This is a genomic window from Phytohabitans aurantiacus (genome assembly GCF_027923225.1).
In the GTDB taxonomy this organism is placed as follows: domain Bacteria; phylum Actinomycetota; class Actinomycetes; order Mycobacteriales; family Micromonosporaceae; genus Phytohabitans; species Phytohabitans aurantiacus.
Genome location: NZ_BSDI01000001.1, coordinates 539471 through 551742, shown reverse-complemented (window position 1 = coordinate 551742; position 12272 = coordinate 539471). Strand labels below are relative to the sequence as shown.

General features: G+C 71.0%; 11 protein-coding genes. 2 read left to right on the top strand and 9 right to left on the bottom strand.

What is annotated here, in order from left to right; translation table 11 throughout:
* The 5 genes from QMG73_RS02740 to QMG73_RS02720 form a co-directional block, all read right to left on the bottom strand.
* Positions 1 to 588: chaplin family protein (locus QMG73_RS02740; RefSeq protein WP_281892169.1), on the bottom strand; the 588-nt coding region annotated here is incomplete at its 3' end.
* 242 nt (positions 589 to 830) lie between these two features.
* A complete protein-coding gene (locus QMG73_RS02735; RefSeq protein WP_281892166.1) occupies positions 831 to 1961 on the bottom strand; it encodes a hypothetical protein in 1131 nt (376 codons plus the stop codon).
* 147 nt (positions 1962 to 2108) lie between these two features.
* A complete protein-coding gene (locus QMG73_RS02730) occupies positions 2109 to 3446 on the bottom strand; it encodes an acetyl-CoA carboxylase biotin carboxylase subunit (protein ID WP_281892164.1) in 1338 nt (445 codons plus the stop codon).
* A gap of 10 nt (positions 3447 to 3456) precedes the next feature.
* Complete coding sequence (locus QMG73_RS02725) at positions 3457 to 4053, bottom strand: TetR/AcrR family transcriptional regulator (protein ID WP_281892162.1); 597 nt, start codon at positions 4051 to 4053, stop codon at positions 3457 to 3459.
* Positions 4054 to 4073: 20 nt separating this feature from the next.
* Entirely contained in the window at positions 4074 to 4622 is a 549-nt protein-coding gene (locus QMG73_RS02720) for a VanZ family protein (RefSeq protein ID WP_281892160.1), read from the bottom strand.
* Here QMG73_RS02720 and QMG73_RS02715 point away from each other — a divergent pair.
* Entirely contained in the window at positions 4610 to 5884 is a 1275-nt protein-coding gene (locus QMG73_RS02715) for a hypothetical protein (protein ID WP_281892159.1), read from the top strand. The genes QMG73_RS02720 and QMG73_RS02715 overlap by 13 nt on opposite strands.
* On the opposite strand, the gene QMG73_RS02710 is transcribed toward QMG73_RS02715, so the two are convergent.
* Positions 5881 to 7143 carry an aminotransferase class V-fold PLP-dependent enzyme gene (locus tag QMG73_RS02710; protein ID WP_281892157.1) on the bottom strand — a complete coding sequence of 421 codons (1263 nt, stop codon included), beginning with the start codon at positions 7141 to 7143 and terminating at the stop codon, positions 5881 to 5883. The two genes, QMG73_RS02715 and QMG73_RS02710, sit on opposite strands and share 4 nt — an antisense overlap.
* Before the next feature lie 17 nt (positions 7144 to 7160).
* Entirely contained in the window at positions 7161 to 7925 is a 765-nt protein-coding gene (locus QMG73_RS02705) for an SGNH/GDSL hydrolase family protein (protein ID WP_281892155.1), read from the bottom strand.
* Between the two features lie 71 nt (positions 7926 to 7996).
* Between QMG73_RS02705 and QMG73_RS02700 the strand changes: the two genes are divergently transcribed.
* On the top strand, positions 7997 to 9700 hold the full coding sequence (locus QMG73_RS02700) for a proline--tRNA ligase (protein WP_281892153.1): 1704 nt from the start codon (positions 7997 to 7999) through the stop codon (positions 9698 to 9700).
* Here the strand turns inward: QMG73_RS02700 and QMG73_RS02695 are convergent.
* Both QMG73_RS02695 and QMG73_RS02690 read right to left on the bottom strand, forming a co-directional pair.
* A complete protein-coding gene (locus QMG73_RS02695; protein WP_281892227.1) occupies positions 9689 to 10258 on the bottom strand; it encodes a YbaK/EbsC family protein in 570 nt (189 codons plus the stop codon). The two genes, QMG73_RS02700 and QMG73_RS02695, sit on opposite strands and share 12 nt — an antisense overlap.
* A gap of 35 nt (positions 10259 to 10293) precedes the next feature.
* Complete coding sequence (locus QMG73_RS02690) at positions 10294 to 12237, bottom strand: Hsp70 family protein (protein ID WP_281892151.1); 1944 nt, start codon at positions 12235 to 12237, stop codon at positions 10294 to 10296.
* Between the last annotated feature and the right edge of the window lie 35 nt (positions 12238 to 12272).

Below are 12272 nucleotides of genomic sequence, written 5' to 3'. Positions count from 1 at the left end.
GTTGATCGGCACCTGGATCGGCACGTAGATCTGGTTGCCGTTCAGCACACCGTCGTTGTCGCCCGAGAACTGCAGCGCGCCCTCGGTACGCGACGACTCGGCACGGGCCGACTCCTCGACGTCGTGAGCCGCACCGTTGACGCACGCCCCGCTGAGGCCGACGCCGACGCCGATGACCGCGCCCACGCCGTTGCCGCAGACGTTCACGGGGATCTGGACGGGCACGTACGCCTGGTTGCCGTTCAGCACGCCGTCGTTGTCCCAGGAGAACTGGGTGGCGCCCTCTTCGCGCGAGGACTCCTTGTACTTGTGCTTGCCCTTGCCCTTGTCGTCGTCGTTGACGTCGTGCGCGGCACCGTTGGCGCAGATGCCGTTCACGCCGACGCCGACGCCGATGACCGCGCCGACCCCGTTGCCACAGACGTTGACGGGCACCTGGATCGGCACCGCTGCCTGGTTGCCGTTGAGGACGCCGTCGTTGCCGACGGAGATCTGGCTGATCTCGGCCTGAGCGGCGGCCGGTGCGAACAGAAGGGCACCTGCGGCCAGAACACCGACGCTGAGCGTCTTGCGAACCCAAGTCTTCATGATGAAGAAATTGCCTTTCGCTAAATGGCTGAATAAGGAACTGATTATTCGATTGTCAGGGTGCGTTTGGATTTGCTTTTTGAGCTGAATTTGGGCGCGTTGCACCCTGGCTTTAATGCGCCCGGTTTTTGCGCGTGATGGTGTGGACGAGATTCACCGCTAGTAAGAGCGGTCGCCTGGAATCTGCCTCTGACCGACGGAGCGGCACACGTGCCCGACCCGACCGGTCGGCACGGCCATCACTAGTCAGGTGAGACGGTCGGGGCCTCGGCGTCGTTACGCCGCGCCTCGACGTCGGTCGTGACGGGCATCCGGTGGGTCGCCACCGCGCGCTGCACGACCGAGCTGGGGACGACAGCGAACGCGCCGCCCTCCATGTGGGAACCCAAGCCGCTGGCCGGGGTTCCGGCACCGGCTCCGATGTACCCGCGCAATGGCGCCGGGTACGGCCGGTCAGGCAGGTTGCCGCTGCCCGTGCGCGGTTCCGGCGTACCGGTCGCGCTGTGCTCCGTACCGGCTTCGTACCGGTGCACGGAGGTTGTGCTGGTGCTGCCGCTGTACCCGTCTTGCTTGCGCGGCCCGAAGACCGGCGTCTGCGTACCAGTCACGACGGTTGCCGCGGCGGTATCGGAGACGGGTGCGCCGGCAGGCGCCGGCAGTTGGGTCCGCTGTCCCCCTGACCGGGTGAGCGCGCCGGTCGCCGTCCGAGTCACGGAACCGAGCGTCGAGGTCACCGGTTGCGCCGCGTTGAGCAGCACGCCGGTGACCGGACGCAGGGTTCCGGTCAACGGTGCGACGACCGGGTTGACCACCCGAGTCACGGGGCTGAGCAGGCCCGATGGGCCGACCAGAGCGCCGGCGAGTCCACTGAGGACTCCACCGCCGGTAGCGGCCCCGGTCTGGGGCGCGGACGCCGGCGTGGCAGCGCGCGCCGGAGCGCTCGCCGCGTTGCCGGACGCCGCGCCGGCGTCCTGCCCGGCCGCGCCGGCGGATGCCGAACGCAGCGGGGTCGTGGACGTGACCGTGGTGCTGGGCAGCACCACGGCGCTCGCCCGGGACGCGGAGGGAAGGGCACCGCCGGTGACCGCCGACGCGACCCCGGTGACCGGCGACAGCGCCGGGTCAAGGGTGTCCGTCAACGGCGTGACCAGGGAGGACCGCTCGTCCGCTCCGTTGCCGGAGCCGCTGACGAGCGACGACACCACGGACATCTCGGTGGGTGCGTCCTCAGCGGGCAGGTTCGCCTCCGCGGCGTGGGCCGAGGCAGCGGAGAGCAGCCAGGCCGCTCCCGCGAAACCGCCGACGACGAGCACGCGAAGCCCAAAACGCGTCGCGGACGTGCGCTGCGTGCGCTCGACCTCCGACCGCGTCATGGTTCGCCTCTCCGTCGTATCGGCTCGTTCGTGGTGGCGGTTCGGGTTATTCGCCCGCTTTGACCGCCACTCGTAATTGGTAACGAGACGACCCACCGAGGGTCACGCCAATATCAGGAGAACTTGCCTGAATTCCTGGAAGACTTGCTACCGCATCCGGGCGACGATGCCGGTGTCGTACTCACCGGAAATGAACTCGTCGTTTTCCAGCAGTTCGGCGAAGAACGGCAGGTTGCATTTCGGGCCGGCGACCTCGAACCCGGCCACCGCGGCGCGGGCCCGAGCGATCGCCTCCACCCGGTCGCGACCGTGCACGATCAGCTTCGCCATGAGCGAGTCGTAGAACGGTGTCACCGTCGTGCCGGCGGCGTACCCGGAGTCGACGCGTACACCCTCGCCCGCCGGCTCGATCCAGGTGGTGACCGCACCGGGGCCCGGCAGGAAGCGCTTGGGATCCTCGGCGTTGATTCGCAGCTCGATCGCGTGCCCCCGCGGCGACAGCGCCTCCGGGTCGAAGTTCGGCGGCAGGCCCGCCGCCACCCGCAGCTGCTCTTCGACGAGGTCGAGGCCGTAGACCAGCTCGGTCACCGGATGCTCGACCTGGAGCCGCGTGTTCATCTCCAGGAAGAAGAACTCGCAGCTCTGCGGGTCGAAGAGGCACTCGACGGTGCCCGCGTTGCGATACGCGACCGCCTCACCGGCACGTACCGCCGCGGCAAGCAGCCGAGCACGCAGGTCGCCTGTGACCGCCGGCGACGGCGACTCCTCCAGCAGCTTCTGGTTGCGCCGCTGCACGGAGCACTCCCGCTCGCCGAGCGCGACCACACGACCGTCGGCGAGCCCGAGGATCTGCACCTCGATGTGGCGCACCCGCGGGAAGTACCGCTCGATCAGCACCGAGCCGTCACCGAACATGCGCTCGGCGAAGCCGCGTACCTTGTCGAACTCGGTGCGCAGCGCCGCCTCGTCGAGCGCGACGCCCATGCCCATGCCGCCGCCACCAGCAGCGGCCTTGACCATCACCGGGTACCCGATGGCGGCCGCCGCGTCGAGCGCGGCGTCGGCGCTGGCCGTGGGGTCGGTGGTGCCCGCCGCGACCGGCACGCCCGCCGCGGCCATGAGGTTACGAGCGTTGATCTTGTCGCCCATCGCCGCGATCGCGTCGGCGCCGGGTCCGACCCAGATCAGGCCGTTGGCTTCGACGGTACGGGCGAAGTCCGCGTTTTCCGACAGGAAGCCGTAGCCAGGGTGCACCGCCTGGGCACCGGTCGACTTGGCGGCCGCCAGGATCGCCTCGGCGTTGCGGTAGCTCTGTGCCGGGTTGGCGGGACCGACGCAGATCGACTGGTCTGCTTCGGCCACGAACGGCAGTGCGGCATCCGCTTCCGAGTACACCGCGATCGTGCGCACGCCGAGACGCTTGGCGGTGCGGATGACCCGGCGGGCGATCTCGCCCCGGTTCGCGACGAGCAGCGACTCGATCATCGAGCTTCCGTCAGCCGATCAGCGCCGCGAGTGTCGCCGCGCGCAGCAGCCCGGCCCGGCGCTCCCGGTCGACCTCGCCACCCAGGAACGGCGTCGAGTTCATGAGGCCGAAGGCCGCGTGCGCCAGTACTCGCGCTTCCCCCGCCGACAGCTCGGGCCGCAGGGCGGTGAGCACGTTGACCCACTCCTCCACGTAGAGGCGCTGGAGGCGACGGATCTGCCGGCGCGGCTCTTCCGGCAGCCGGTCGAGCTCGTGCAGGTGCAACGCGATCACGGCAGGATTGGCGAGCGCGAACTCGACGTGAAAGTCGATGAGCGACCCCAGCGCGGCCTGGGCGTTGCTGTCGTGCTGGGAGACCCGGCTCCGGCCGCCCTCGAGCAGGCCCTCGCTGACCGGGATCAGAGCGGCGACGAGCATCGCTTCTTTGCCGGCGAAGTGATGGTAGAGCGCGGGACCGGTCACGCCGGCCGCCGAGCCGATGTCGTCCATGGACACACCGTGATAGCCGCGAGCAGCGAAAAGGCCCACGGCGATCTCGATGATTTCGTCGCGCCTGGTGCGCCTGCGGGGCACTACCGGCGTCGTCTGCTGTTGCTCCACCGTCACCTGGTCAGCGTAACCAACTGTCAACTCGTACATAACGGGCGTGTCACATCATCCTGCCACCACCGGCGGGACGCGAGACCCGCCAACATCGCACCGAGAGCGTTGACCAGCACGTCGTCCACTGAGGACACCCGGCCAAGATCGAGGGCGTACTGAGTGACCTCCGCCACTATCGATCCGGCGGCACCGAGAACCGCCAGCCGGAGCGGGCTGGCGAGCGCGGCCACCCGTATCGGGGCGAAGAAGCCCAGCGCGGCGAACACCAGCAGGTTCCCGCCCACCTGAGCCACCGCCGTGCCGGGGTCGCCCGCCGCCTGTGCCGCCAGGTCTCGCAGGGGAACGAGGTGCACCTGGCGCGGCCCCTCGCCGGGCGTCAGGATCATCCAGATCCAGGGCAGCGTGCCCGCGACGGCACCGATCTCGGCGGCGCTGCGCCACCAGGCGACGCGAGCCGGCACCCCGCGCTTCTGTCGCCACCTCGACAGCGCCACGACCAGCGCCACCACGATCGGCAGCGCACAGGCCGAGACGCCGATCACACCACCCCAGTCCCGCCATGCCTGTCCCACGAGGCGGCACGGTACCGCTGTGGAACCACCGCGGGTGGGTAAGGCTCTTCCCGGTCATGATGTCGCGACGCGCTGTACTAGCCCTCACTGTGGCGGGCCTCGCCGGCTGTACCGCGAAACAAACGCCAGCCCGCCGGGGCGACCAGCTCTTCGTGGAGACCGAGGCGGGACTGTCCGTCGTGGATGCCGCCACCGGACGCACCACCGTGCCCGCGGCGCCCTCCGTGGTGACCGCCGACTGGTCGCAGCTCGCCCGCGCCGGCTGGACCGGCACCGGTACGACGCTGTCGACGCATCGCCTGCCCGACGGCGTACAGGTCACCGGCGGCACGCTCAAGGACCGGCTCGACGCCCGCGTGCTCTCACCGGACGGGCGCCTGCTCGCGCTCACCAACCCGTCCCGCCCGCGCAGCAGCACCACCCTCGTGGTCGCCGACAGCAGCGGCGAGCGGGTCCGCCTCGAACTGCCCGGGTACCTCGAACCCGAGGCGTTCGACGCGTCGGGCACCTTCCTGTTCGTCCTCGACTACCTGCCGCCGGCGCGACCCGACCGGTACCGGGTGCGCCAGATCGACCTGCGGGCGAAGGCGCTGCAGCCGCTATTGACCCGCCTCAAGTCGGCCGTACCCGCCGGTGCCGAGGAGGAGATGCGCGGCGAAGGGCGGCAGGCGGTGTACGACCCGCGGCGGCGGCAGCTCTTCACGCTCTACACGCACCAGCCTGACCATCTGCACACCCGCGAGCTGGTAGCCGGCGCTCGGGATGACGCACCGCACGTCCACGCGTTCGTGCACACGTTGCACCTCACCGAGCGCTGGGCGTACTGCGTCGACCTGCCGGAGCCCTTCGGATCGCGGGCCGCGGCCGGGCACGCCATCGCGCTCAGCGCCGACGGCAGCCGCCTGACGGTGGTCGACACCACGACGTCGGCGTACGCGGAAATCGACCCCTCCGGGCTGACGGTGACCAGTACCGGAAACCTGCCCGCGCCTCTCGACGGCGGCACCGCTGCCGCTGCCCTGACCGCCGACGGGCGCCGCCTGGTGGTGGGCGCGGGCCGGAAGGTGCTGGTGGCGCCGTCGAGCGACAAGCCGGTGCGCTGGTCCACCGGCTCGGAGGTGCGCGGGCTCGCGCTCGTCGGCGACGGCCGCGTGTATGTCGGGCAGGACGGCGAGGTGACCGCCCACAATCCACAGACGGGCGAGGTCGTGTCCCGCACACAGGTCCCCGGCTTGGTGAACCTCCGCCACGCGATGCCCTAGAGGGTGCGCACGGCCTTCAGCGCAGCCTCCACATCGGACTCGTCGTTGGCGATCGTCGCACCGAACCGCAGGACCGAGTGCTGGTACGGCGTCACGCTGGCGATCACCGTGCTTTCCCGCAACCGCTCGACGGCCGTACCCGGTGCCACGCCGGACACCTCGCAGCACACGATGCCCGCCGACAGCTCGGGACTCTTCGGCGTGACGAGCCGGACCTTGCTGACACCGGCCAGGCCGTCTTTGAGGGCGGTCGCCAGCTCCCGGTTGCGCGCGGCCACCCGGCTCTTGCCGATCGCCTTGTGGAAATCGAACGCCTCGGCGAGCGCCCACCGATGCTCGAAGGCGTGGTACCCGCCCGGTGTGGCCGCGGGACCAGGTGGCGGCGCGGCGCCCGGCTGGCCGAACCACGCGGCGAAGCTCTCGGCTTGGAACGGCGGGACGATCGGCTGGTACCCCTGCCAGCCGGCGGGCGTGCCCGCGATCAGGCCGGTGCCGCGCGGACCGAGCAGCCATTTGTGGCACCCCGAGACCAGAAAGTCGCAGCCGAGCGCGCCCAGGTCGGCGTCTTCGGCAGCGAACCCGTGCACACCGTCGACGCACAGCAGCACGCCGCGCCCCCGCAGCGCGTCGGCGATCGCCCGGACCGGCAGCTTGACCCCGGTGCTCGAATGCACCCACGTCACCGCCACCACCTTGGTGCGCGGGGTGACCGCCCGCGCGAGGTTGCCCACGATCTCGTCGACGCTCGCAGCCACCGGATCGGCATAGAGCCGCACCCGGCGCACGGTCACACCGTCGCGTTCGGACCGCAGGCGCAGTGTCTCGTGCGTGGAGTAGAAGTCGTGCTCGGTGGTGAGCACCTCGTCGCCCCGAGCCAGCCGAAGCCCCGAGTACAGCAGGCCGAGCCCGGCCGTCGTCGAGTGCGTGAACGCGATCTGCTCGGCCGGGGCGCCCAGGTATCCGCTGGCGCCGGCGGCCACCGCCGCGTCTCGCTCCTGCTCGTGCTCGTGCAGGTAACCGATCGGGTCAGCGTCGAGCCCCGCGCGGTGCTTCTCGATCGCCGCGCGCACCGGTGCCGGAGCGGGAGCGAGCGCGAACGTGGTCAGATGGGCGACTTTTCGATCGATTGCGAACTGCGCCCGTACACTGGTCCAGTCCGTGGGAATCAGCGGCGGCGTGCTCGATGCCGCCGGCTCAGGGTCAGTACACCCGACCAGGCCCAAGGCCGCCGCCGCGCCCAAGACACTTCGCCGTCTCATGAGTCACCCTCCGGCGCTCAGTCGAACGTGATCGGCTCCAGAGTGGGCCGCTTAGCCGTCACGGTATCGCCTGAGGAGCGACCGGTCAGCCTGCGCTTGATCCACGGGGCGAGGTACCGGCCGGCCCACGCCAGATCGGCACCGCGAGCCGCCAGCCACGGTCCGCGTACGTGCTCCGGAGGCGTGGTCAGCCAGTCCGGATCCGGCGCCAGGCCGAGCGCGGTGAGCACGTGTGCCGCCACCCGCTGGTGCCCGGCCGCCGACAGGTGCAGGCGGTCGATGCTCCACAGGTGCGGGTTGCGGAACGCCTCGTCGCTGGGCAGGTCGATCAGCATGGCGCCGTGCCGCTTGGCCGTCTCGCCGACCGCTTCGTTGAGAGCCGCCACGCGTGCCGCGACGAACCGCTGCGCCGGCAACCGGAGCCCGGCGAACCGGAAGAGCACCAGGTCGGCGCCCGTGCCTCGCACGTCGGCCACGGTCTTGTCGAACCGCTCGATCAACGCCAACGGGTCGAAGTTGCGCCGCAGCACGTCGTTGCCGCCCGCCGCGAAACTCACCAGGTCGGGCCGCATCGCGATCGCCGCCGGGACCTGGTCGGACACCACCTGCGGAAACAGCCGGCCCCGGACCGCGAGGTTCGCGTACCGGAAGTCACCGCCCGCCAACCCCGCCAGCGTGCCCGCCACCAGGTCGGCCCAGCCCCGATAGGTGCCATCGGCATAAGGGTCGTCCATGCCCTCGGTGAAGCTGTCCCCGACCGCTACGAAATTCCGCCACCGCACGCAGGCAATCCTCGCATCGGCGCGCCGAAAATCGGTGCCTTTACGAGTGCGATGCTGCTTACGCTGCGCCAATGCTGCTGCGGATGTCGAACCTCCTGTTGCGTACCCTGCGCGAGGAGCCCGCCGAGGCTGAGGTGCCGAGCCACCGCCTCCTGCTGCGGGCCGGTTACATACGGCGCGCGGCGCCGGGCGGCTTCACGTGGCTGCCGCTGGGCAAGCTCGTGCTGGACCGGGTCGCCACGGTGATCCGCGAGGAGATGGCCGCGATCGGCGGTCAGGAGGTCTCGTTCCCCGCGCTGCTGCCGCGCGAGCCATACGAGACGAGCGGCCGGTGGGCGGAGTACGGCTCGGACATCTTCACGCTCCAGGATCGCCGGGGCGCCGACCACCTGCTGGCGCCCACCCACGAGGAGATGGCGACGCTGCTGGTGCGCGACCTCTTCTCCTCGTACCGGGACTATCCGCTGATCGTGTTCCAGGTACAGACCAAGTTCCGCGACGAGGCGCGACCCCGGGCGGGGCTGCTGCGCGGTCGCGAGTTCCTGATGAAGGACGCGTACTCGTTCGACCTGGACGACGACGGGCTGCGGGAGGCGTACGCCAAGCACCGCGGCGCGTACCAGCGGATGTTCGACCGGCTGGGCCTGCGGTACACGATCGTCGCGGCCATGTCGGGTGCGATGGGCGGCTCGGCGTCCGAGGAGTTCCTGGCTGAGACGCCGGTCGGTGAAGACACCTTCGTCGGCTGTACGGCGTGCGAGTACGCCGCGAACACCGAGGCGGTCACGACCGTGGCGCCGCCACACAGTGACCCCCACGCGCACGCGCCGATCACCGTGCACGACACGCCGGACACGCCGACCATCGAGTCGCTCGTGTCTCTGGCGAACGCGCGGCGGCTGGGCGACCGCGACGACTGGACGGCCGCCGACACGCTCAAGAACGTCGTGCTCACCGTCACCCGGCCCGGCGCCGAGCCGGAGTTGCTGGCGATCGGGGTACCCGGCGATCGCGAGGTCGACCTCAAGCGGGTCGAGGCGGCGCTGCACCCCGCGACGGTGGCGATGTTCGACGGCTGGGAGAGTCGGCCCGACCTGGTCCGCGGATACCTCGGCCCGCAGAAGCTCGACCTGCGCTACCTGGTCGACCCGCGCGTGGTGCCCGGAACGGCCTGGCTGACGGGCGCCAACGAGCCCGGCCGGCACGCCGTCGACGTGGTCTGCGGACGCGACTTCACCCCCGACGGCACGATCGAGGCGGCGGAGGTACGCGCCGGTGACCCCTGCCCGGCCTGCGGCGCCGGCACGCTGACGATGCGCCGGGGCGTGGAGATCGGACACATCTTCCAACTCGGCCGGCGGTACACCGAGGTGTTCGACGTCGACGCTCTCGGCCCCGACGGCAGGCCGGTCCGGCCGACCATGGGCTGCTACGGGATCGGCGTCTCGCGTGCGGTGGCGGCTATCGCCGAGCAGCACCACGACGCACAGGGCCTGGCCTGGCCCCCGGAGGTCGCGCCCTGCGACGTCCACGTGATCCCGACGAGCCGCGACCTGGTGGAGCCCGCGGTCGACCTGGCCACCCGCCTGGCCGCACAGGGCAAGCGAGTGCTGGTGGACGATCGTCGCGGGGCGTCACCCGGCGTCAAGTTCACCGACGCCGAACTGATCGGCATCCCGCAGGCGATCGTCCTGGGCCGCCGCTTCGCGGAGGGCTATGTCGAGATCCGCGACCGCCGCACCGGCACGCGCGAAGAGGTCCGCCTACCCGTTTGATTCACGTGAAACGGTATCGACGACCTTCGCCAGGCCGTCGACCACCTGGGCACCTGGCAGCGTCGCGAGGGCTGCGCCGGGCAGGGCGATCTTGCTGTGCCGTACGCCGGATCCGATGATCACGTACGGCGTGGCGATCACCCGCGCGTCCACGAGGATCGGCCAGCCCTCCGGCAGCCCGACCGGCGTGATCCCGCCGTACTCCATGCCGGTCAGCTCCACCGCCTCCGCCATCGGGGCGAAGCTGGCCTTCCGCACGTCGAGCATCCGGCGCACCACACCGTTCACGTCGGCGCGGGTGGTCGCGAGGATCACGCAGGCCGCGTACCGCACGGCACCCTCGCGCTTGCCCGCCACCACGACACAGTTGGCCGACGCGTCCAGCGCGACCTCGTACGCCTCGCAGAACGCGGCGGTGTCGGCGAGATCGGGGTCGATCGGCGCGACCAGCACGTCGTCGCCCCAGTCGTCGTCACCCCATGAGGCGAGCGCAGCCGTGGTGGGCGCGGCCAGCAGGTCGGGTCGGGTGCGGGCGGGCTCGGTCTTCAGCGTCCCTATCACGCCTGCGAGTCTCCCACCCTCGCCCCGGCGGCTCAGATGTTGGTGCAGGCCGTCGTCACGACCGGGTCGCTCGTGTTGGTCCACACCACCCCGTCGAGCTTCAGGGTGAGCGACACGAGCCTGGTCTTCGTGTAGTGCTCCCCCGAGATACCGCTCGTGTCCATGTTGACGTCGTGGTCGTTCTCGCCGATCTTCTTCACCACACCGGTGTCGACCTTCTTGACCAGGCCGCCGCCGCATTCGTACAGCTCAACGACGAACCGGCTCTCGTAGGAGTAGTTCTCGTAGTCGATGAACCACGTGAGGCTCCAGCCGCCGTGGGACTTGACGGTCGGGCCGCCCGTGCAGGTGTTCAGCCGCACCTCCGGCAGGTTTCCCGTGTTGGCGCTGTTGGTCAGCGGGATCCCGATGCCTTCGCACTCCAGCGGCGGGTCGCTGTTGCGATGCCGGGCCAGCGGGGTGCCCTTGATCCCGCTCCCGCTCGCCTTGGTCGGCGTCGTCCGGGGGCGTGCCGTGCCCGAGCCTGCGGGTTTGGGCGAGCCGCCAGCACTCGCGCTGGCTCCGCCGGACGGCGTGCCGGCGCCGGGTGTCGCCCCGCCCGGCAGCGCACCCACGAGGGCTCCGCTGGCTCCCGGCGACGGCGTCCGGAAGCTGCCGCCGCCGTCACCCGCGTCCAGCGAACCGTTGTCACGGTCGAGGAAGGGCAGCGGCACAAGCTTGGTCACGAACAGGCCGGCCCCGACGAGCACGACCAGCGTGGCCAAGCCCGCCACCGCCGCGAGCACCGCGCGCCGTCGCCCGGCGGGCGGCGGCGCGGCCGCTGTGGGCGGTCCGGCGTCGCGAACCGCCTGCATCACGACCGTGGGCGACTCGCCGTCATCGGCTGTTTTTTCTGATACGCGGACAGCGTCACCGGCACTCGTTGGCGCGGCGGCCAGCAGGCTTCCCTCGGCGACGACGAGTTCGGGCTGCTCCAGTACGGTCGCCGCGATCCCGAGCACCCGGTGCAGCTGGGTGGCGACGATCGGCATGCGACTGGCACCGCCGACCAGGACCACGCCGGCCAGCTGCCGCAGATCCGCCCCGGCGTCGAGCAGCGCGCCGCGGGCGGCGGTGACCGTGCGGTCGACGATCGGTCGGGCGAGCTCGTCGAGCTGTTCCCGGGTGATCGGCGCGTCCTGTTCGAGCAGCGGCAGGTGCACCACCGCCGACGAGGTCCGGGACAGCAGTTCCTTGGCCGCGCGTACCCCGTCCCAGAGCTGCCGGCTGTGCCGCCGGTCGGCCGGAGAGCTCGGCTGCAGCAGGCGCTGCCAGGCGTCCGGGTACCGCCCGCCGTACACGGCACCGAGGTGCGCCACGACCGCCGCGTCGATGTCGAGCCCGCCCGTGTCGGCAAGCCCTTCGGAGGCGAGCACCGAAAAGCCCTCCGGCGTGCGGCGTACCACCGACGCGTCGAAGGTGCCGGCGCCGAAGTCGTACACGAGCAGGTGCCCGTCGACCGGCAGCCGGCCGCCGAGCAGGGTCGCGAAGTGGTGCGCGGCGGCCAGCGGCTCCGGGATCAGCTGCGGGTTCGTGATTCCGGCGCGGGCGGCACCTTCGAGGAGGCTGGACCGCCGGCGCGCGCCCCACGCGGCTGGGTATGTGAGCGCCACCTGTGAGGGCCACTGCCCGGCGACCCGCTGCGTCTCGACGACGACCCGGCGCAGCACGGCCGCGATCGCGTCACCGATCGGCATCGCCACGTCGCCGAGCAGCAGCATGCCGTCGTCGATGCGGCGTTTCGGGTACGGCTCGAAGCGCTCCGGATAGGACAGTGCGGCGACGACGGCGTCACGCCCGACGAGCAGCTCACCGGACTGGTCGGCGAAGATTGCCGAGGGCAGGATCGGTGCACCGTCGAAGAGCACTGGTCGGGCGCGACCGTCGGGCCAGCCCAGCATCGCCACCGTGTTGGAGGTGCCGAAATCGACGCCCATCCGGAAGGTCCCAAGATCAACACTAAGGTTGGGAC